Source organism: Aliiglaciecola sp. CAU 1673 (assembly GCF_029223185.1).
Taxonomy (GTDB): domain Bacteria; phylum Pseudomonadota; class Gammaproteobacteria; order Enterobacterales; family Alteromonadaceae; genus Bowmanella.
This window is the reverse complement of record NZ_JARHUG010000008.1, coordinates 40,635-61,671: the sequence shown is the minus strand read 5'-3', so window position 1 is coordinate 61,671 and position 21,037 is coordinate 40,635. Positions and strand designations below refer to the sequence as shown.

At 49.9% G+C, this 21,037-nt stretch carries 23 protein-coding genes and 1 other RNA gene; 13 read left to right on the top strand and 11 right to left on the bottom strand.

The genetic code is table 11. The features are described from left to right. The first annotated feature begins 7 nt into the window (after positions 1–7). Together P2G88_RS09395 and murA are read left to right on the top strand one after the other, a co-directional pair. On the top strand, positions 8–265 hold the full coding sequence (locus tag P2G88_RS09395; RefSeq protein WP_275795609.1) for a BolA family protein: 258 nt from the start codon (positions 8–10) through the stop codon (positions 263–265). A 3-nt stretch (positions 266–268) separates the two neighbouring features. Further along, complete coding sequence (murA, locus tag P2G88_RS09390; RefSeq protein WP_275795608.1) at positions 269–1,525, top strand: UDP-N-acetylglucosamine 1-carboxyvinyltransferase; 1,257 nt, start codon at positions 269–271, stop codon at positions 1,523–1,525. Between the two features lie 62 nt (positions 1,526–1,587). On the opposite strand, the gene P2G88_RS09385 is transcribed toward murA, so the two are convergent. From P2G88_RS09385 to P2G88_RS09375, 3 genes are all read right to left on the bottom strand, one after another. Further along, the gene (locus P2G88_RS09385; RefSeq protein ID WP_275795721.1) at positions 1,588–2,604 is read right to left on the bottom strand and encodes a trypsin-like peptidase domain-containing protein; all 1,017 of its coding nucleotides are present in this window, start codon (positions 2,602–2,604) and stop codon (positions 1,588–1,590) included. 158 nt (positions 2,605–2,762) lie between these two features. Then, a complete protein-coding gene (locus P2G88_RS09380; protein WP_275795607.1) occupies positions 2,763–4,127 on the bottom strand; it encodes a DegQ family serine endoprotease in 1,365 nt (454 codons plus the stop codon). 134 nt (positions 4,128–4,261) lie between these two features. Beyond that, the gene (locus tag P2G88_RS09375; RefSeq protein WP_275795606.1) at positions 4,262–4,699 is read right to left on the bottom strand and encodes a hypothetical protein; all 438 of its coding nucleotides are present in this window, start codon (positions 4,697–4,699) and stop codon (positions 4,262–4,264) included. 145 nt (positions 4,700–4,844) lie between these two features. Here P2G88_RS09375 and zapE point away from each other — a divergent pair, with 145 nt between their 5' ends. From zapE to P2G88_RS09335, 8 genes are all read left to right on the top strand, one after another. After that, entirely contained in the window at positions 4,845–5,957 is a 1,113-nt protein-coding gene (zapE, locus tag P2G88_RS09370; protein WP_275795605.1) for a cell division protein ZapE, read from the top strand. A 251-nt stretch (positions 5,958–6,208) separates the two neighbouring features. After that, complete coding sequence (gene rplM / locus P2G88_RS09365) at positions 6,209–6,637, top strand: 50S ribosomal protein L13 (protein WP_275795604.1); 429 nt, start codon at positions 6,209–6,211, stop codon at positions 6,635–6,637. 14 nt (positions 6,638–6,651) lie between these two features. Next, entirely contained in the window at positions 6,652–7,044 is a 393-nt protein-coding gene (gene rpsI, locus P2G88_RS09360; protein WP_275795603.1) for a 30S ribosomal protein S9, read from the top strand. A gap of 345 nt (positions 7,045–7,389) precedes the next feature. Beyond that, positions 7,390–7,983: a ubiquinol-cytochrome c reductase iron-sulfur subunit gene (petA, locus tag P2G88_RS09355; RefSeq protein WP_275795602.1), complete on the top strand. Its 594-nt coding sequence runs from the start codon at positions 7,390–7,392 to the stop codon at positions 7,981–7,983. 1 nt (position 7,984) lies between these two features. Further along, positions 7,985–9,253 (top strand): cytochrome bc complex cytochrome b subunit, encoded by a 1,269-nt coding sequence (locus P2G88_RS09350; protein ID WP_275795601.1) that lies wholly within the window; start codon positions 7,985–7,987, stop codon positions 9,251–9,253. Beyond that, positions 9,250–9,987, top strand: a complete 738-nt coding sequence (locus tag P2G88_RS09345; protein ID WP_275795600.1) for a cytochrome c1 — start codon at positions 9,250–9,252, stop codon at positions 9,985–9,987. The genes P2G88_RS09350 and P2G88_RS09345 overlap by 4 nt, the downstream gene beginning before the upstream one ends. 112 nt (positions 9,988–10,099) lie before the next feature. Then, entirely contained in the window at positions 10,100–10,732 is a 633-nt protein-coding gene (gene sspA / locus P2G88_RS09340) for a stringent starvation protein SspA (RefSeq protein ID WP_275795599.1), read from the top strand. A 2-nt stretch (positions 10,733–10,734) separates the two neighbouring features. After that, a complete protein-coding gene (locus tag P2G88_RS09335; RefSeq protein WP_275795598.1) occupies positions 10,735–11,142 on the top strand; it encodes a ClpXP protease specificity-enhancing factor in 408 nt (135 codons plus the stop codon). A gap of 43 nt (positions 11,143–11,185) precedes the next feature. Here P2G88_RS09335 and P2G88_RS09330 read toward each other — a convergent pair whose 3' ends face one another. Genes P2G88_RS09330 through P2G88_RS09315 form a run of 4 tightly spaced genes read right to left on the bottom strand, consistent with a single transcriptional unit; the run spans position 11,186 to position 14,503 of the window. Then, positions 11,186–11,764: a BON domain-containing protein gene (locus tag P2G88_RS09330; RefSeq protein WP_275795597.1), complete on the bottom strand. Its 579-nt coding sequence runs from the start codon at positions 11,762–11,764 to the stop codon at positions 11,186–11,188. A 3-nt stretch (positions 11,765–11,767) separates the two neighbouring features. Continuing rightward, on the bottom strand, positions 11,768–12,361 hold the full coding sequence (locus P2G88_RS09325) for a phosphoheptose isomerase (protein WP_275795596.1): 594 nt from the start codon (positions 12,359–12,361) through the stop codon (positions 11,768–11,770). After that, complete coding sequence (locus P2G88_RS09320) at positions 12,358–12,717, bottom strand: YraN family protein (protein WP_275795595.1); 360 nt, start codon at positions 12,715–12,717, stop codon at positions 12,358–12,360. Before P2G88_RS09320 ends, P2G88_RS09325 begins: the two co-directional genes overlap by 4 nt. Beyond that, complete coding sequence (locus tag P2G88_RS09315; protein WP_275795594.1) at positions 12,704–14,503, bottom strand: penicillin-binding protein activator; 1,800 nt, start codon at positions 14,501–14,503, stop codon at positions 12,704–12,706. Before P2G88_RS09315 ends, P2G88_RS09320 begins: the two co-directional genes overlap by 14 nt. Before the next feature lie 90 nt (positions 14,504–14,593). Between P2G88_RS09315 and rsmI the strand changes: the two genes are divergently transcribed. After that, positions 14,594–15,439: a 16S rRNA (cytidine(1402)-2'-O)-methyltransferase gene (gene rsmI, locus P2G88_RS09310; RefSeq protein WP_275795593.1), complete on the top strand. Its 846-nt coding sequence runs from the start codon at positions 14,594–14,596 to the stop codon at positions 15,437–15,439. A 4-nt stretch (positions 15,440–15,443) separates the two neighbouring features. On the opposite strand, the gene P2G88_RS09305 is transcribed toward rsmI, so the two are convergent. After that, on the bottom strand, positions 15,444–16,901 hold the full coding sequence (locus tag P2G88_RS09305) for a hypothetical protein (RefSeq protein WP_275795592.1): 1,458 nt from the start codon (positions 16,899–16,901) through the stop codon (positions 15,444–15,446). Between the two features lie 157 nt (positions 16,902–17,058). Between P2G88_RS09305 and rnpB the strand changes: the two genes are divergently transcribed. Both rnpB and P2G88_RS09295 read left to right on the top strand, forming a co-directional pair. Further along, positions 17,059–17,409, top strand: an RNA gene (rnpB, locus tag P2G88_RS09300) — RNase P RNA component class A. A gap of 156 nt (positions 17,410–17,565) precedes the next feature. Then, the gene (locus P2G88_RS09295) at positions 17,566–17,958 is read left to right on the top strand and encodes a DUF3718 domain-containing protein (protein ID WP_275795591.1); all 393 of its coding nucleotides are present in this window, start codon (positions 17,566–17,568) and stop codon (positions 17,956–17,958) included. A gap of 165 nt (positions 17,959–18,123) precedes the next feature. Here P2G88_RS09295 and P2G88_RS09290 read toward each other — a convergent pair whose 3' ends face one another. The 3 genes from P2G88_RS09290 to P2G88_RS09280 all read right to left on the bottom strand — a co-directional run bounded on the left by P2G88_RS09290 (position 18,124) and on the right by P2G88_RS09280 (position 20,839). After that, positions 18,124–18,729 carry a protein-methionine-sulfoxide reductase heme-binding subunit MsrQ gene (locus tag P2G88_RS09290; protein WP_275795590.1) on the bottom strand — a complete coding sequence of 202 codons (606 nt, stop codon included), beginning with the start codon at positions 18,727–18,729 and terminating at the stop codon, positions 18,124–18,126. Then, entirely contained in the window at positions 18,729–19,727 is a 999-nt protein-coding gene (gene msrP, locus P2G88_RS09285) for a protein-methionine-sulfoxide reductase catalytic subunit MsrP (protein ID WP_275795589.1), read from the bottom strand. Before msrP ends, P2G88_RS09290 begins: the two co-directional genes overlap by 1 nt. Positions 19,728–19,795: 68 nt before the next feature. Beyond that, complete coding sequence (locus P2G88_RS09280) at positions 19,796–20,839, bottom strand: PLP-dependent cysteine synthase family protein (RefSeq protein ID WP_275795588.1); 1,044 nt, start codon at positions 20,837–20,839, stop codon at positions 19,796–19,798. Positions 20,840–21,037: the final 198 nt, after the last annotated feature.

Below are 21,037 nucleotides of genomic sequence, written 5' to 3'. Positions count from 1 at the left end.
TAAGTCTATGCAAACCAGCGAAATCGAAACTCTCCTGCGTCAGTCTTTGGAACTTACCGAGCTTTATGTGAAAGGCGAAGGTTCCCATTTTCAAGTGATCGCGGTAGGCGACCTGTTTGAAGGGGCTTCCCGCGTGAAGAAACAACAGCTTATCTATGCTCCATTGTCAGAGAAAATTGCCGACGGCAGTATCCATGCGCTGACGATAAAAGCTTTTACACCACAGCAGTGGCAGCGCGAACGCAAATTGATCATGCCGGAGTAATTTATGGGCAAGTTATTAATTCGGGGCAATGGTCCCCTTAAAGGTACTGTTAATATTTCTGGCGCAAAAAACGCTGCTCTGCCTCTGCTGATGGCTAGCTTGCTGACGGAAGATGTCAGCAAGTTCCATAACGTACCGGCGCTGCGTGACGTCAAGACCACATTGGCACTGTTGGAGCAATTGGGTGCCAAAGTCGAGTTTGAAGAAGATCGCGTGCGCATTGATGCAAGTAGTATCACCAATTTGGTCGCGCCCTATGAGTTAGTTAAAACCATGCGCGCCTCTATTCTGGTGTTAGGACCTTTGCTGGCGAAATTTGGCGAAGCACAAGTGTCGTTGCCGGGAGGCTGTGCCATCGGTGCTCGCCCTGTTAACTTGCATCTTACCGGCCTTGAACAGATGGGTGCTCAAATTGAGGTAGATGCCGGCTATATCACCGCCAAGGTTGATGGACGCCTAAAAGGCGCCAATATCTTTATGGATATCGTCAGTGTCGGTGCCACCGAAAACCTGATGATGGCAGCTGTGCTGGCCGACGGACAAACTACCTTGGAAAACGCCGCTCGTGAGCCGGAAATTGTCGATTTGGCCAATTGCCTTAACGGCATGGGGGCCAAGGTTTCAGGAGCTGGTACCGATAAAATCGTAATCCAGGGGGTAGAAAGGCTAAGTGGTTGTGATCACCGGGTGCTGCCCGACCGCATTGAAACAGGGACTTTCCTGGTGGCGGCGGCTATGACGCGTGGAAAAATCCGCTGTGAAAATGCCGCTCCAGAAACCCTGGATGCCGTTCTTAGTAAACTAAAAGAAGCCGGAGCCATGATCAGTCATGGCGATGACTGGATTGAACTGGATATGACCAGTACCAGCTTAAAAAGCGTGAACATCCGTACTGCTCCTCACCCAGGTTTCCCTACGGATATGCAGGCGCAATTTGTAGCACTGAACTGTGTGGCGGAAGGCACTGGTGTGGTTACCGAAACTATTTTCGAGAACCGCTTTATGCACGTACCAGAGTTACAGCGTATGGGCGCCAAAATTGAATTGGAAGCCAACAGTGCGGTATGCCTCGGAAATTCAGCCCTGAAGGGGGCGCAGGTGATGGCGACTGATCTACGCGCTTCGGCTAGCTTGGTGATTGCCGGACTGGTTGCCAAAGGTGAAACCCTGGTGGACAGAATTTACCATCTGGATCGTGGCTATGAGCAAATAGAGGTCAAACTCGGCGCCCTTGGCGCAGATATTAAACGTGTCGACTAGTTTTTCTTCTGCGGCGTGGGGAGCATAATTTTCCTCACGCCTCACGCCTCACGCCTCACGCCTCAACCATTAGCTAATTCAGTAATAGTCACCGCGACTTCAATGACCTGCTCTTCCCGCAGCAACTCAAAGTGCAAGGTAGAGCCAGGACGGGATTCCGCCACCAAATCCAGCGTTTTATAGGCACTTTCGATGGTTTGCCCATCAATTTTCAAAAGTACGTCATTGACCATGATGCCCGCTTTAGCAGCTGGGCCTAAAGGATCCACCGCGGTCACCCGAATCCCGGGTCTGTCCACATATTCATTTCCACTGATCCCCAGGTAGCCCCGAATTACGCGTCCATGGGCGATAATGTCATCCATTACCCTTTTGGCCAGGGTGTAGGGTACGGCGAAAAAGATCCCGGCCACATCCTTTAAGCGGCGCTGGCTGTCCAATGTTTTGAAATTGGCATTATTGATACCAATCAAGGTGCCATTGCTATCCACCAAGGCGCCCCCGGAGTTGCCCTCATTCAGCACTGCATCCATTTGAATAAAGTCGGCATAACTGGCCTGGCTCATATAATTGCTCAGGCCGGAACGTCCAGTGGCACTGACAATACCCTGAGTTATGGTTTGTCCAAGGTTATAAGGGTTGCCAATAGCCAATACCAAATCACCCACTTGGGTCAGCATATCTTGTTGCTGAGGGATAACCGGAAGATTGGGCGCATTAACCTTCAGCACTGCTAAATCCGTATACAGATCCTGGCCGACTAATTGTGCCTCCAATACCCGTCCATCCTGCAGAATGACATTGATGCGCTCGGCATTCTGGATCACATGATAACAAGTCAGAATATGGCCCGAGTTGGTCATGATCACACCAGAGCCAAGGCTGGTGCGTTCAACGGGTTGGCGACGGTAAAGTAGTGGGCGGGTATCGTAACTGGTGCTGTATATGTTCACCACGGCCGGTCCGGCAATCTTGATAGCATCGCTGAAACTCATCGGTGCAGGCCGAAGGCTATTTTCGCTAAACATGGTGAGAGAAAAACCGGCGTTACGACGTAAATCTGGAACCAACACCAACATAATTGCAGCGATGATAATGCCAAGAAGTACGGATTTGATAAAAAAGGCTGTCCAGCTGCTGTGGTTCACATTGAAAATCAGTCTCTTAAGATTAAAAAGAGAATAACATCGATAGGCTATTAATGACAGCGGACCGGCCGGTCCGCTGTCGCAGATAGTTAGCGAATCACCAGATACAAGCTGGTATTGCCACGCTTGATATTCAAGGCAATAACGCCCTGGTTATCACGCAGAATGTCGCTGAGCTCACCAACATTTTTGATCGGCTGACGGTTAACGCCAACAATCACATCGCCGTCTTGCAACCCCAGCCGGGCCGCTGGAGAGCGCGGGATGACCTCGCTGACCACAACGCCCTGTGTGCCTTGCTGGTTAGGTCCATCGGACAACGTGGCTCCTTCTAGGAAAGGATGGATTTGCTGTGCAGTCAGGTTTTCAGAGCGGTAGTCATCCAGCACCACATCAATCTTCTGGCGCTTGCCATCGCGAATGATGTCCAGTTTCACCTTAGTACCAGCGCCCATGGTGCCAATCTTAGCCCGAAGCTCTGTAAAACTGCGGATTTCCTTGCCATCGATGGACACAATAATATCACCAGGTAGGATCCCACCTTTTTCGGCGGCGGAACCTGCATTGACTTCGCGCACGAAGGCGCCCTGACTGATATCCAATTCCATGGCTTTGGCAAGCTCAGCATCCAGGTCGCCACCGAGAATACCCAGCAGACCGCGGCGGATTTCACCAAACTCAATGAGTTGGTCTGTAAGGTGCTTCATCATGTTTACTGGGATTGCAAAACCAATGCCCACATTGCCGCCATTGGGACCGTAGATGGCCGTATTGATCCCCACCAGTTCACCTCTCAGGTTAACCAGGGCGCCGCCGGAGTTACCGCGGTTGATAGCGGCATCGGTTTGGATAAAGTCTTCATAGCCACCATTACCGACAATATTCAGGTCGCTACGGCCTAAGGCACTGACGATACCGGAAGTAACGGTTTGGGTGAGACCGAAGGGATTACCAATGGCAACGACAAAATCGCCAACCCGCAACTTGTCTGAGTCGGCCAGTTTAACGGCGCTCAGGTTCTCGGCTTTGATTTGCAGCAGGGCGATATCGCTCTGCTCATCAGAGCCGATTTTCTTGGCTTCTAATTCGCGCCCATCAGTCAGCTTTACAGTGATTTCATCAGCCTGGTCGACAACGTGGTTATTGGTGACCACATAGCCTTGCTTGGCATCGATAATGACGCCCGAGCCCAATCCTCTGAAGGGTCTTTCCTGCAATTGTTCCTGCGGCGCATTGGGCCCGAAGAAAAAGCGGAACATTTCAGGTACGCGCTGCCTGGATACCTGCGTACCGGCAACGGAAATGCTAACGACCGCAGGCGTGACTTCTTCGAGCATGGGAGCCAAAGAAGGCACTTCTTTATCGTCATTGAAGAAGGGAAGGGCTGCATGGGCACTACTCAGTGCACCAACGAGCGCCACAATGGTGAGAACTTTTCCCAACATTCTGTTCATTGCAACATTTTCTCCTGTTTAATATTGAAGCATCTTGGCCGTTGGCCGGTATGGCATCAGGAGGTACGGCTCACGCCGCACTTCCATTCAAAGTAATCAGAAGACCTGGCAAAAAGGGCAAAGTTCACCCTTCTTTATTTGCTTTGATTCGATTGCCGCTTTTTTGAGCCGGTGAACAGTCCGGTGCCACTATTGGCATAATCTCTGGGCTGATATTCTGTGCTGGCAGCTTCCCGTTGCGGCTTAGGAGCCTGACTGCGCAGATAGGCGGTGGTTTGGTCACCGAAGAAATTCAACTTCGGCTTGTCAGTATCGCTATCCTGAGGCTCCATCATATGTTCATAATGATCGAGTTGAGTCTTTAAGGTTTCACACATTTCTTCCATGCTGCTCAAGGTTTGACGGCATTCCTGAACATGCATATTGGCGCGCTCAAACAAAAATTGCTTAAGGCTGTTTTGCTCTTGTTTGCTGGACTCTGCCTGAAGTTGAGTGCTGAATTGATGCCTGGCAAAGAAATAGCCGAGTAATGCACCGCTAACCAACAACAAAAAACCTACTATCCAATCCATAACGACTCCTGTTTGGCTGTGCCTGGCACATGCGCCTGCTAAATGAGAGATAGCCCGACTTGAACATTCGGGTCTTTACTTAATAATACCCGCTACGCAAACTATGCGGCCAATAAATTTTGATTCAATAGCGCAAGGACCCAAAGTGACAGTCTCGCAACCCCTCACGCCATGGCAAAAGTACCAGCAGGACTTGCTAAGGGACGACTTTGTGCACGACAAAGCACAAGAAAATGCGGTGAAGCATTTACAGCGCTTATACGAGGACTTATTGGTAGTTACCGAGGTAAAGGGCGTCAAGGGCCGTCTGAAAAAGCTATTTGGCGCGAGTAAACCGGATCCGGTCAAAGGCTTGTACTTTTGGGGCGGTGTAGGGCGAGGGAAGACCTACCTGGTGGATACGTTTTTTGACTGCCTGCCCTTTGAACACAAAATGCGCATCCACTTCCACCGCTTTATGCATCGCGTGCATGAGGAGCTAAAAACCCTTGCCGGCCAATCTGATCCCCTGAAAATTGTCGCCAAGCGTTTTAGCAAAGAAGCCAAAGTTATCTGTTTCGATGAGTTTTTTGTTTCTGACATTACCGATGCCATGATCCTCGGCACCCTGATGCAAGAGCTCTTTGGCCTGGGCATTGTGCTGGTGGCCACCTCCAATATCATCCCTGATGAGCTTTATCGGAATGGATTACAGCGCGCCAGATTTCTGCCGGCGATTGACCTGATTAAGCGCAATACCGAAATTGTCAACGTGGACAGTGGTGTGGATTATCGGCTGCGAACCCTGGAACAGGCAGAAATCTACCATTATCCCCTAGATGAGCAGGCGCTGACCAACTTACATACTTATTTCTCACAACTGGCGCCGGAAGAAGGGACATGCAACCAAGCCATCGAAGTGGAAGGGCGCATGATTAAGACCCTTCGCGATGCCGATGGCGTGGTCATGTTCGATTTTAAAGCCCTTTGTGATGGCCCCAGAAGCCAAACAGACTATATGGAGATCAGCCGCTGCTACCATTCAGTATTGCTGGCAAATGTTCAGCAAATGGGACAGCAAACCGATGATATTGCCCGGCGATTTATCGCCATGGTGGATGAGTTTTACGAGCGCAATGTGAAATTGATTATTGCCGCCGAAGTACCATTGGAGGCGCTGTATACTGAAGGACGATTGAGCTTTGAGTTTAAACGCTGCCTGAGTCGCCTGAAGGAAATGCAATCCCACGATTATCTGGCTACGGAGCATTTGCCGTAGTGAAGTGACAAGTGAGATGTCGGGCGCGAAGACAATCATCAATCACTCCGCATTTGCGTAAAAATTACCCTCGCCTTTTATGGACAGTCCTGTATAATGCGCGCCCTGCCCAGTTACACAGCCGTTTTGGGAAAACGGAACAACCAGGGGGCTCGAAGGGGCCGATAACTTGGTTTACTGATGTCGTTCGGGTCAGATTGGCTTCGATTCCGGCATTATTAGTAACTAACAGATTTTTTGGGTAATCGAGAATGAAAACTTTTGTTGCAAAGCCAGAGACGGTAAAACGCGACTGGTTCGTGGTTGACGCCACAGACAAGACTTTGGGTCGCCTGGCGACTGAAATTGCTCGCCGCCTGCGCGGTAAGCATAAGCCTGAGTACACACCTCACGTTGATACCGGTGACTACATCGTTGTTATCAACGCTGAAAAAGTAGTAGTGACCGGCAATAAGCGTCAGGATAAGAAATACTACGACTACTCAGGTTATGTTGGCGGTTTGAAGGAAACTACCTTCGACAAACTGCAAGCGCACAAGCCTGAAGACATCATCGAACGTGCGGTCAAGGGTATGCTGCCTAAAGGTCCTCTGGGCCGTGAGATGTTCCGCAAGATGAAAGTCTATGCCGGTTCTGAGCACAAGCATGCTGCTCAGCAGCCACAGGTTCTGGATATTTAAGGGGAGCATGAGACATGGCAGATAATCAATACTACGGTACTGGCCGTCGCAAGAGCTCTACCGCTCGTGTATTCCTGCGTCCAGGCACAGGTAACATCACTGTAAACCAGCGTACTCTGGAGCAATTCTTTGGTCGTGAAACCGCTCGCATGGTGGTTCGTCAGCCTCTGGAATTGTTGGAAATGACTGAAAAGTTTGACCTGTACATCACCGTTACCGGTGGTGGTATCAGCGGTCAGGCTGGCGCCATCCGTCACGGTATTACCCGTGCGCTGATGGAGTACGACGAAGCGCTGCGTCCTGCCCTGCGTAAGGCCGGCTTCGTGACTCGTGACGCCCGTGAAGTTGAACGTAAAAAGGTCGGTTTGCACAAAGCGCGCAGACGTCCTCAGTTCTCCAAGCGTTAATTTTTACGCAACGTGTTTCCAAAACCCGGCTTCTGCCGGGTTTTGTTTTTTTAGCATCCCGATCAACTAATCCCTTGTTTTAACCTAGTTTTAACCATCATTTCCTTGTGTTTTGAAGGGGTTTTCTTTTATCATTTTCGATTAAAACCAAACCCCCGCGTTTCCCGTTAAATTCACATGAACGCACAAGATGAATGGCCGGGAAATGTACAGGGCGCTTCCACTAGGTGTTTTAAGGTGTTGCGTTCGGCAAACTTGCATTAAGCAAGTTGTGCCAAACATCGCTCCTGATAAAGAGTTCCTAGTGGAAGCGTCCTGGTTCCAACCTTTTTTGGAGAGACGTGGATGAGCAATGCGCCAGTAGACAACAATCGGCGCCGTTTCCTGACGATTGCCACCTCAGTGGTGGGCGCCGTCGGGGTGGCAGGTGCCGCTGTGCCATTTATCGCTTCCTGGAATCCCAGTGCCCGGGCTAAAGCCGCAGGTGCTGACGTGGAAGTGGATATCAGCAAGGTAGAGCCAGGTCAGCTTTTACGCGTCGAGTGGCGCAGTAAGCCGGTATGGATCGTGCGCCGCACGCCTGAGATCCTTGAGGCGTTGGGTAAACACGAGGATCAACTGCGTGACCCTGGCTCAGAAGAGCCACAGCAACCAGAGTTTGCCAAGAATCGCTACCGTTCCATGAAGGAAGAATATTTGGTGGCCGTGGGCATCTGTACTCATCTGGGCTGTTCGCCACAGCACATCAAAGACGGTGCTTTTGAAGAACAGGTGGAAGGTGTACGCGACGGCTTCTATTGTCCTTGTCATGGCTCAAAGTTTGATATGGCCGGCCGGGTCTTCCAGGGCGTTCCAGCGCCGTTGAACCTGGTGATCCCGCCTTATCAATACCTTGATGACAACTTAATCTTGATTGGCTCAGAAGCGGGGGCGGCATAACATGTGGCAGAACCTTCTCGACTGGATTGAATATCGAATCCCGATGATGCGGGTGGCGAAAATGCACGCCATCGAATACCCCGCACCTAAAAATATGAACTTCTGGTACGTGTTTGGCTTTTTAGCCACTATCGTACTGGTAAACCAAATCGTTACCGGCATTTGGCTGACCATGAGTTTCGAGCCTTCTGCTGAGCGTGCTTTCGCTTCCGTTGAGTACATTATGCGTGAAGTGGAATACGGCTATATTCTGCGATATATGCATTCCACCGGTGCCTCAGCCTTCTTTATCGTGGTTTATCTGCATATGTTCCGTGGCATGATTTACGGTTCATACCAGAAACCCCGAGAGCTTATTTGGCTGTTCGGTATGTTTATCTACCTGGCACTAATGGCCGAAGCCTTTATGGGCTACGTACTGCCTTGGGGACAGATGTCTTATTGGGGGGCACAGGTTATCGTGTCACTGTTTGGTGCGATTCCGGTCATCGGTGAAGATTTGGTGATTTGGATCCAGGGCGACTATGTCATCTCTGGCGCTACACTGAACCGCTTCTTTGCCTTGCACGTTATTGCTCTGCCTTTGGTGCTGGTCATCTTGGTATTCCTGCATATTGTGGCCCTGCACGAAGTGGGTTCCAACAACCCTGACGGTGTGGAAGTAAAACGCAAGAAAGGCTCTTTGAAAGAAGAAGAAAAGACCAAGTTCAAGATGCATGAGTACTACACCAACAAGTACGATATTGTTGACGATGTAGTGCCTTTCTTCCCGCATATCGTATTAAAAGATCTGGTGGCTTTTGCAGTATTCTTGCTGGGCTTCTGCTACATACTGTTCTTTAAACCTGAGATGGGTGGCTACTTCTTAGAAGCTCCTAATTTCGAGATTGCCAACCCACTGAAAACCCCTGAGCATATTTTCCCCGTGTGGTACTTCACGCCTTTCTACGCCATCCTGAAGGCTATACCTGACAAGCTATTCGGTGTTATCGCTATGTTCCTGGCGATTATCATGCTGGCGCTGCTGCCTTGGGTAGACCGTGGTAAGGTGCGTTCCTGGCGCTATCGTTGCGGCCTGCACAAGGTTAATCTGCTGGTGTTTGCTGCGGTGTTTGTATTCCTGGGTTATCTGGGTGGGACTCCGCAAGCTGGTTGGAAAGTGCTGGCCTCACAGATCGCTACCATCATGTATTTTGCCTTCTTTGTACTGCTTTGGATGTATAGCAAAAACGAGAACACCAAGCCCCTGCCAGAGAGGATCACGAAATGAAGAGACTAGTCGTACTGCTTGGGCTGTTACTTCCCTCGCTGGCAATGGCAGCCGGTGGCTCTAACGTTCATTTGGATCATGCTGCTATCGACCGTACAGATAAGGCTTCCTTGCAGCGTGGTGCGGCGCTGTATATGAACTATTGCATGGGTTGTCACCAGACTCAGTATCAACGTTATCAACGTACTTTCGAAGATCTGGGTATTCCACTGGAACTGGGGCAGGAAAATCTGCAGTTTTCTGGTGAGAAAGTCGGCGAATATATGCGTAATGCCATGCCAACTGCTTCGGCAGCTAAGTGGTTTGGCGCTGCACCACCAGATTTGACCTTGGTAGCCCGTGTACGTGGTGCTGACTGGATCTATACCTACTTGCGCTCTTTCTACGTTGATGACAGTCGTCCTTTTGGCGTAAACAACAAGGTATTCCCTGAAGTAGGTATGCCTCACGTACTGCAGGAACTGCAAGGTGTGCCTCGTGAAACCCATGAAGAGCGCATGATTGATGGCGAAATGCAGCAGGTGTATGCCGGTATCCAATCCGATGGCAGCGGTATGCTAAGCCCTGAGGAATACGACCAGGCGGTACTGGATTTGGTCAACTATCTGGTGTACCTGGGTGAGCCGTCCAGATTGGAAGCTGAAAGCATTGGCCGTTGGGCTATCATATTCGTACTGGTGCTTTTCGTCTTCGTCTATCTGTTGAAGAAAGAATATTGGCGAGATGTGCACTAATTAAGCACAGAATCAGGTATAATCCCCACCAAGGGTTTTCCCTGATGGGTCCCAGAAGGGCAGTTTAAACACTGCCCTTTTTTTCCGTTTTAAGGGTTTTGGAGGAGTGTTAATGGTCTTAGCCGCGAATAAACGTTCAATTATGACGTTGTTCTCAGATACCTTGGATATGTATAGCCACCAGGTACGTATTGTCCTGGCCGAAAAAGGCGTGGGTGTAGAAATTTGCTTTGTGGATCAAGGCAACCTGCCCGAAGATCTGATTGACCTCAACCCCTACGGCACCTTGCCCACCTTGGTGGATCGCGAACTGGTACTGTACCGTTCGCAAATCATCATGGAATATCTGGATGAGCGTTTCCCACATCCACCATTAATGCCGGTATACCCTGTATCACGTGGCCAGAGCCGTCTGATGATGCACCGTATCGAAAATGACTGGTATAGCTTGGCAGAGCAGATTCTGCGTGGTGAAGGCGATGTTGAGCAGGCCCGTCGTGACTTGCGCGAAGCCATTCTGTCGCTGGCGCCGCTGTTCGCTGACAATCCTTTCTTTATGAGCGAAGAGTTCAGCCTGATTGATTGCTACCTGGCCCCATTGTTGTGGCGTTTGCCCGCTTTTGGCATTGAGTTGTCCGGTGCTGGCAGCAAAGATGTGAAAGCCTACATGAACCGTATTTTCGATCGCAGTTCATTCAAGGCCTCCCTGACCGATCAAGAACGGGAAATTCATAACCCGCTGTGAAGATGACCTCTAACAAGCCCTATCTGCTCAGAGCCTTCTATGAGTGGCTCCTGGACAACCAATTGACCCCTCATATTGTGGTGGATGCCACCGTTGAGGGGACGCTGGTACCCCAGGAACATGTTCGTGATGGTCAGATTGTGCTGAATATTGCTCCTCATGCTTGCGGCAAACTGCAATTGGGAAATCTGGATTTGACCTTGGATGCCCGTTTTGGCGGTACACCCAAGCACTTAGAGATCCCGATGCAGGCCGTTATGGCCATCTATGCCCGGGAAAATGGTGCCGGCACTATCTTTACGCCTGAAGACGAGCCTGAAGATACTCCACCAGAAACACCATCACCGGGAACCCGGCCAGCGGAGCCCCGGCCCCCTAAAGGCAAACCTAGCCTCAAGGTAGTCAAATAAAAAAGGCGCTCAACGCGCCTTTTTCTTGTGCTCAGTGAGATGCTCAGAGTATTTCAAAAGCTTTCACGACCCTGGCTACACCACCGACATTACGCACGATATCCACGGCAATATCTGACTCTTGTTCGGTAACTAACCCCATCAAGAATACCTCTGCATCCTCCACAATAACCTCGATATGCAGGCCATCAACTCTCTTGTTGGTCAATAAATTCGTTTTTACCTTGGTTGCCAACCACACATCATGGGTGCGTGTGGAGGTCTTGGTGGGTTCGCCGATACGAATTTGATTGTGCAGTTTATTTACATTGGGAATGCTTTCGGCAATTTGTTGCGCTTCCCGTTTCATGCTTTCACTTGGAGTTTGTCCCACCAACAATGCGACGCCATTAAACACATGCACATTAATGTGTGCGAATTCCTTGATCCCCTCATGCTCAGCCAGTTTTGCCGAAATCTTGGATTCCAGTGTGGTATCGTCCAATTGTGTCCCCACAGTACGTCTGTCGTGGGCGGCGCTGGCAGCAGTCACACCAGCCCCTACCACAGCAACGGCACAACCTTGCAACAAAGACAGCGCCAACAAAGATGACAACAGCAGTTTAGCCGGAAGCCTTTTCATTAATTATTCTCCTGAGTGGTCGGGAAACAAGCAGTCATCAATACCTTCGCACAAGCTGTGGATGGTGAGTAGATGAACTTCCTGAATTCGTGGTGTTTTATTCGATGGCACCCTTATTTCTACATCATTCGGGCCTAGTAGTCCGGCCATTTCGCCGCCGTCTTTGCCGGTCAGGGCAATAATGGTCATATCACGACTCAGGGCCGCTTCCATGGCCAGAATCACATTGCGGGAATTGCCACTGGTGGAGATGGCTAGCAAGATATCTCCGGCTTGACCCAATGCGCGAACCTGCTTGGAAAATATTTCCTCATAGCTGAAATCATTCGCCACAGAGGTAATGGTGGCACTATCACAGGTAAGGGACAGCGCGGGAAGGCTGGGCCTGTCCCTATCGTAGCGATTGAGCAATTGTGAGGCAAAATGCTGGGCATCGCCGGCCGAGCCACCGTTACCGCAGCAGAGTATTTTATTCCCGGCGATTAGGGTTTGCACCATCATATAAGTCGCTCGCTCAATAGCGTCGGGCAGGACCTCAATGGCAGCGATCTTGGTTTGAATGCTTTCGGTAAAATTGGCTCTTATTTTCTCTATCATATATGGCTAATCCACTGGATTTCCTGTCCCTGTATTGCCACTAGATCTATCCTGTGTGCGATATGGGCGGGATTGAGGTCATGTTGTTGCAGGAAGTGCAGTACTGCTGATTCCAGTTTCCTGCGTTTATGGCGGTCAAGAAACTCGCTGGCATGACCATACTTATTTGATTTACGGTATTTTACCTCGATAAACACCCATTCTTCACCATCGCGCATTACCAGGTCAATTTCACCAGTGCGACAGCGGTAGTTTTGGGTGACCAAAGTTAACCCTTTTTGTTGCAGAAATCGGCACGCCTGATCTTCGGCTTCCTTGCCTATCCAAGAGGACAGTTTCTGCTTAATCCATTGCAAGCCGGATAACCTTTTCCTGACTTACTTTACCCATGGGCAATTCACGATGGATCTGGCCAAAGCTGTCCATCTTCAGGCGTCCGGTTAAACCCTGTTTTTGCATTCCTTCGATGGCAGCCAATCTTGGCAATAGGGGGATCAAGCCATAAGCGTCATAGCCCATGGCAAAGAGCCGGGATTGACCGTCATTACGGTTTGGCCACAGCGACTGCGATTGCGCTTTCAACGGTGAGTCGTCGCCAGGCAGCATCCAGGGCATATCTAAAAAGGTCAGATTGCGCAGATCGCGCAGGCTATTGGCACCTAACTCCTGGCTATAACTACGCGACGTGGCAAATACCGGCACCATCGAAGCAAAGGGGCTGATACTGGACTCGATGATTGGATTTAACAGTTCTGTTTGTCCTGGGGTGGCAAAAATTACAATTGCGTCCACATCCCGACGATTACGGGCAAAGTTATGTACCTCTTCCTTAACCAATCGCTCCACTTGTTCAATACGTTGTTTGCTGTGTTGTACATCAAGTAGGTTTTCCATGGCGGTTCGCATGGATTTGTTGTCACTGAAGCTGACTGACTTTGGCTCTTGCTTCACCAACTCACGCCAATGCTGACTGAAGCTTTGCGCCATGCGCTGAAAGAGCTGTCTGTCTGAACTGACCACCACCGGGCGCACATAACCTTTTTGGGCCAGGAAAGTAGCTAACTGTTCCGCTTCATCCTCTGGTGCCAATGAGTAGAAATAGCGGTTATTCAATGCCTTGGGCTCATCCAGTCGGTTAAGCACCAGCATGGGTTTGTCCGCCGGCAGCGTTTCCAGAAGAGGTTCTATGTTTTCTTTGAGCAATGGGCCCAACACAAAGTCAAATTCATTGGCAATACGTTGATTATCCTCTTCGGTGATTTGATTAGAATCGAAAAAGTTAAGTTTGACGTTCTTCTGGATATCATCTTGGTTGTTATCGAAGTAAGCGGCCAAAATACCCTCGCGAAGAGCCTCCCCCTGACTGGCAAGGCGCCCGCTCATAGGCAGTATGACGGCAATGCTTTGCGGTATGGTGACGGTGGTGGACGCCAACTGTTGGACGCTCTGCGGCAACGGCAGTCGAGGGTGCCTTTTCTTCCAGTCGTCTAAGGCAGTTTGCAATCGCTGTCCTTGCAACTGTCTGCTGATAGCAGCCAACTGTAACCAAGGATTCAAATAGGTAGTACCATTGGCTGGCAAAGACAAAGCCCTATCATCAACTTTCTGCAACAGTGTCCATATCTTGCTAAAAAGTTCAGCCTCTTTGGCCGGATTGAGGCTGGCCAGCTCTGCATAATCTCTTGCGGCAACCAGAGGTTGATAGCTAAATTCGGCCAGCTGCGCTGATACAGCCAGGCGTCTTGCCATATATTGCACGCCTAATCTGACCTTAGCCAGACTTTCACTGGCAAGTTCGGCTTGTTCCAAGATTAACAGGCATTCAGCCTGAAGCAGGTGAGCGCGATCTTTGGCATCAGCATCGGTCAGGGAGGGCAATAGCACCGAAAGCACCTTCAGACTGTTTTCACAGCGGTTTTCGGCCTGCCAGGCTTCGGCTGCACGAAGCAGCAACGAAGGTTGCTTCTCTGGATTGGCTTGCTTCGCCATGGTCAGCCACTGTTGGGCACTGTAATCCTGCTTGACTACCGGCTGCGGCTCGGTAACCACGGGCTTGCTGGGAGGTGTGTGCACCACGGGAGGCGCGCTTGTACAAGCGCTCAAAAGCAGCACCAGCAGCGGCAAGGGACGTTTTCTGTTCAACAGCATGGCCTGCCTTAAAAGTTTCCAGCCTTAAATGAGGTGATTAGTTTAAAATGGCCGACAAGCTAACACAATCAAAGGCATGGATAAGTGGTGGATTCAGCAACCCTCTATATCGTCGCAACGCCCATCGGCAACCTGGGCGATATGACCCACAGAGCGATAAAAGTGCTGCAAGAGGTAGCCATTATCGCCGCAGAAGATACCCGCCACAGTCAAAGACTGCTGCAGCACTATCAAATTAATACACCACTGTTGTCTTTGCATGACCACAATGAAAAACAGCGAGCGGAACGCTTGGTGGAGAAGCTGCAAAACGGCCAATCCATTGCCCTTATCAGCGATGCCGGCACACCTCTTATCAGCGATCCCGGTTATACCTTGGTGAGTCGTTGCCGGGAAGCGGGCATCAAAGTCGTGCCTATTCCCGGACCTTGTGCAGCGGTGGCGGCTTTGTGTGCGGCAGGATTGCCCACCGATAGGTTCCGTTTTGAAGGTTTTTTACCGGTGAAAGAGATGGCCAGACGTGCCAGCCTGGCAAGTTTGCAGGGGGAAACCGCTACGGTGGTGTTTTATGAAGCGCCCAGGCGTATTCGTGAAACCCTCTCTTGGCTGCTCGAAGAGTTGGGAGAGGCGCGGGCGGTGGTATTGGCTAAAGAGCTGACCAAGACCTTCGAAACCTTTGTTGCCGGCGGTGCGCGAGAGGTGCTTGCATGGTTGGATGCCGATGAGGTGCACCAAAAAGGCGAGTTTGTGCTGATGGTTGGACCGGCGCCAGTGACACCAACTGAGATCCCACAGGAGGCCTTGTTATTGCTCAAGCGTCTGGCTGAGGAACTACCATTGAAGAAGGCGGCAGCGATTACCGCAGAGCAATTTGGTCTGAAAAAGAACGCTCTTTACCAAATCGGACTGACCTTCAACGCAGAGACTTGAGCGCCTAGTTGGAGGTCCTGCCCGCTTTGTTCCACAGGTTTTGGTGTTTGGCATAGGAGAAGAAGGTGTAGGGATGCCAACACTTGGGGATCAAGTCCAGCTCCTTGCGTTCTTCGAAATTAGACACCAATTTACTCAGGATATCGAGCAGGCGTTCTTTACTCATTTTTTCCAACTTTGCTCGGGCCTGTGGGAAGTAAAGGTTGTTTTCCATGCTGATGGTCAGATCCTGGCCAAACTCACTAAAGGTAAGATTCTTGGTGGCGCTGCGGCATAAAGGAAGATGCGGATTCTCCGGATACAGGCCATTGACGATGGCATACTCGTATCTGTCCAAATCCCGTTTATCAGAATCTTTGGGAATAAAGGTGACACCAAAGCCCTGGGGAAAATGCCCGACAATCTTAATAAAACTGGTGACGGCCGTACCGTTCAATGCCCCTTTTTCAGCGCCTTTTTCTAAGACCATGGTGGCTTTTGGCAAGGTGTCATAGTAAGGACCCGATTTGGTCGATAACACCACAGAGGCATAAATCTGCGGGATCTTTAGCAGGTTGCCGATAGATTGCTGAGGATCGAAAGAGGACTTAATCAGGGTCAGAATAAATTTTAACTTCTCCTTTTCTTTTAAATTAAAGGCGGCGCGCTCTTCTTTTGAGTTCCCTACATAGGCATCACAGCCAATACCGTCACGCAGATAATCCACCGTTTGTTCGTAGCTGATTTTTAAGAGGTTGATCCTGTCATCCTTTTCCAGAGTTCTGAATTCGTTAAGGTTGCCTTCCTTGCCCTTAAGAATCAGCTGCGCATCTTGATGATACTGACCAATGTCTTGCATTAAGGAGGTCATCAGCAAGGGAATTTTTACGTAGCGACGAAACTCGCAACGAGCCGCATCATCCGCATTCTGCGGATAGGCAACACGCTCTTCCGCTAATTTCTGCACAAAGGGATTGGCTATCTCATTGCCTTGCAGCATTTGCTCAAGCAACAACAGGCATAGCACCGCCTTATAGAGATGTTTGCTTTTCTGATTGAGGAAGGCCACTTTGGGATTATCGGTGGGGGTGATCAGCAAGATACTACCCAGTACTCTGGAAAAGTTTCGCCTTGCCTCTTCCTGATTACTACCTTCGACCAAACTTAAAATTTCATCGCAGATTTCCAATAATTTATGATGTCGCTGAATACGTTGCTCATCCCATTCTTTATTCAATGCCTTTAACTGATCTTTGGCTTCTTTGAGCTTTTCCTCGACGCGAGGCTTAGAGGCGTTGGCCTCCAGTTCGGCAATCTGGTTACTGAGCTTGTCTGATTTGTCCTTAAACGCAGGTTGCTGCTGGAAATACAGCATGGCCTGCTCATAGGCAGAGTCCTTTATAGGGGAAACGTCGTGGATTTTCTTGATCAGAACGCGCAGGTTCTTCACATAATTACTTTCCCCGACCGTGGCTTTATTCATACTCTTGCTGCTCCCCGTACCTTAGGTATTCAAACATATGCCCTGCCAATATTAGGCGTTATCGGCAGGAAGTTAAATCTTCCTGCCGGTAAGCAACGCAGATGGTTAATATTCAGCGTACTGGTCTTTAACCGGGCAAAAGAGTAGAATCCGCGCCGGAGTTGGCCAGGCAATCGCCGCCCGCTTTTAGCGGGGGGAGGAAAGTCCGGGCTCCATAGGGCAGGGTGCCAGGTAACGCCTGGGCGGCGCAAGCCGACGACAAGTGCAGCAGAGAGTAGACCGCCAACCCCGGCTTGCCGGGCGGTAAGGGTGAAAGGGTGCGGTAAGAGCGCACCGCGCAACTGGTAACAGATTGTGGCAAGGTAAACTCCACCCGGAGCAAGACCAAATAGGGTTCCTTGGCGTGGCCCGCGTCGGAACCGGGTAGGTTGCTTGAGCCTGTGAGTGATTACAGGCCTAGATGAATGATTGCCCTCGACAGAACCCGGCTTATCGGCCAACTCCACTCATCTCTTTGAAAAATAGACGCTTTACGTCTTTCTTGTCTTTAGGTATGTAGCTCTATACATAGGTACGCAAGGCGCACTGTTTGCCACTCTCGTCCTGGGCTATCTTTATCTCGTCAAGACCCGTTGCTAAACCCATCGATAGAGAGGCGAGTGCCATGAAAAAGTTTGCTTGTTTGTCTGTAGCCTTATTTGGTGTGTCTGTGAGCCCTATGGTGCAAGCGGACATTAATGAAGATCTGCAGAATATCTGCACCATCGTCAAAAACGACGACAAGAGTGAATTGCGCAAAAAGCTGAAGAAGGTACAAGACGATTACAATATGCGTCTTGGAGATATCTACAGTGGTATCAGCTGCGGTGGCAGTAGTTTGATTCGTTATGCCATGGAAAATGGTGCGGTCGAAGCCGGTACCTTTATGATCAAAAAGATGAGCAAGTCAGAACTGACCACAGCCGAGCAAGATGGTCAGGTATTGCAAGAATGGGCTCAAAGCAAAGGTTATATGGATGGTCCTATTGGCCAGGAATTGCTAGCTCGTATCAACTGATCTTCAGGCGTCAAAGAATTTAAGTGCAGGCCTGACCATACAGATCTGCCCCCCTGTTTGGGCGACATTTGTCCGAAGGTCTTGACGCCTCTTAATTCGGACGAATGTTTTTGCCCAAATTACGTGAAAGCCCCGCAGCAGCGGGGCTTTTTCTTTTTAGCCTAATTAAAATAACCAGCGACGAATCTTATCCCTTCTCAGCCATAGCGCCAGCATCAATAAACCCAGATAGAGCATCGGTTTAGCGGTCAAGGTTTTTACAGACCACATATAGTGCAGGCCAATCAGGGCGGCGGTCAGATATACGCCATTATGTACCTTCTGCCAGGCTTTACCCATTTTCCGCTGTATGGTCTGAGTGGATGTTAATGTCATGGTCAGCAAAATCAACCAGGCGGCAAAGCCCACAGTGATATAGGGTCTTTCGATAATTTCCGATAGCAGCATGCTCCACTCTAGTTGCAGCTCAAACAAGATATAACTGCCAAGATGCAAAACGGCGAAGAAGAAGGCATAGAGTCCGAGCAAGCGCCTGAAGCGGATAAACTGCGCTTGTCGTAGAGCTTTAGCCAGAGGACTCATGGCCAGTGACAGCAGCAACATATTCAGTGTGCTGATGCCGGTAAAATGCAGTATCTCCTCTACCGGATCGCCACCAAGGTTATCCAGCGTAGCCTGGTAATAAAACCAAAGTGCCGTACCCAGACAGGAAATATGAATAAGCGCCTTAAGGAGGGTGATTTGTAAGGAACTAAAACTCACCCGTCGCATCAGTAATGGTGCCTTAAATTCATGCCTTTATATAGTGGGGCGACTTCCTCATAGCCGTTAAAAAGTTGTGTATCAATACGGTTTGATGCGAACAATCCACCCTTATCGATACGCCGCTCTCTGGCCTGACTCCACCTTGGGTGATCCACCATGGGATTAACGTTGGCGTAAAAACCGTATTCCTGAGGCGCCAAACGGTTCCAGGTGGTGCGCGGTTGCTTTTCCTGCAGGCGGATACGGACAATAGACTTGATGCTCTTAAAGCCATATTTCCAGGGCACTACCAGGCGAATGGGTGCGCCATTTTGCGGCGGAAGTGTTTTTCCGTATAGACCTACGCTCAGCAGGGTCAGCGAATGGGCAGCTTCATCGATTCGGAGCCCTTCCTCGTAAGGGTAATCAATGCCGCCACCAATAAAACGATTACGCTGTCCGGGCATTTGCTGTGGGTCATAAAGGGTTTCAAAAGCAACGTATTTGGCATTAGAAAGTGGCTTCGCCTGTTCCAACAAAGCGGATAACGGGAAGCCAATCCAAGGAATAACCATAGACCAGGCCTCTACACAGCGTAAGCGATAGATGCGCTCTTCCAGCGGGAAAAGTTTGAATAGATCTTCAAAACTTAAGGTCAAAGGGGCTTCTACTTCGCCTTCAATGCGCAATGTCCAGGGATCTACTTTAAAAGCCTGTGCATTGTCTTTGGGATCGCTTTTATCGGTGCCAAATTCATAAAAGTTGTTATGGCTGGTGACTTTGTTTTCCGGGGTCAGAATTTGCTTATCCGGGACTGCGTTTTGGTAGTTCAGGGGCCTGGTCTCAAAAGCTTGGGTGTCGTCTTCAGCAAAGAGGTTAATGGCTGACGCCTTGCTCTGCATCAACAGCGCACCGGCACCGATAAAGCCCATTTGTTTTAACAGCCGGCGCCTGTCGCGATAAATAGCCTCATCGGTAACCTGCGACTCTTTGTAGTCATGGCGGCCAGATTTTTTAATCAACAAAATGCCTTCTCCTGTCTTTTCTTTTGTATAGAGCTAAGACAGGGAAAAGGCTCATTTGGTTACAGTCTTTATGTCAGTAATTGAATGAGGCTCTGCTGATGCGGTGCGACGTCACCGATATTATCCATGACCCAGGTGTCGTTGTAATAGGTATCGAGGTAACGCTCGCCGCTGTCACACAGCAAGGTCACAATCGAGCCCTTTTCCCCTTTCTCGCGCATCTGCGCGGCTTTTTGCAACGCCCCCCACATATTAGTACCGGTGGAGGGACCCACTTTGCGGCCTAATTGCGCTTCCAGCCACAGCATGGTGGCGATACTGGCACCATCTGGCACTTGCAGCATTTCATCTACGACGGAAGGAACAAAGGAAGGCTCCACTCTTGGCCGGCCAATCCCTTCGATACGGCTGCCACAGGAGGTAAGAGCGGCATTGCCGCTTTGGTAAAAGGGATAAAACACCGAGTTATCTGGGTCGACGACCAGCAGTTTAGTATCAAAACAGCGGTAACGAATGTAGCGGCCAATGGTGGCGCTTGTGCCACCAGTACCAGCGCTCATAATAATCCAGGCGGGGATCGGGTAGCGTTCAAACTGCATTTGCTCGAATATACTGCAGGCGATATTGTTGTTACCACGCCAATCGGTTGCCCGCTCGGCATAGGTAAACTGATCCATATAATGGCCATTCAATTCTCTGGCCAGTCGTTCTGATTCGGCATAGATCTGATCGCTCTGCTCAACAAAATGACAGCGGCCACCATAGAAGGTGATTTGCTGGATCTTGCGGGCCGCCGTGCGTTTAGGCATCACCGCAATAAAAGGTAAGCCTAATAAGCGGGCAAAATAGGCTTCGGATACGGCCGTGCTGCCGGAAGAGGACTCAATAATGCTGGTTCCTTGCTGGATCCAACCGTTAGTAAGGCCATATAAGTACAATGAACGGGCCAAGCGGTGCTTCAGGCTACCTGTGGGGTGAGTGCTCTCATCTTTAAGATAAAAATCAATATCATCAAATCCAGCGAAATTGAGCTTAATCAGGTGGGTATCAGAAGAGCGCTGAAAATCTGCCTGAATACTCTCTATGGCTTGATGTACCCATTGTCTGCCCATGATTAAAGTTCCCTGTATTTACGTTGCCATGAAACTAACGAGAGCAGCCGAGAAAAGCAAGTCTGGCCTGGGTTGTCACCACAATCACTTTTTTTAACAAAGCAAATCAAGCCGCAAATCAGGCGCTTACTTTGAATCGGCAGCAGGAATTTTGGTCCGCGGGTGACATTTAGATTGAAATCGTGGAAACTGGCCCCC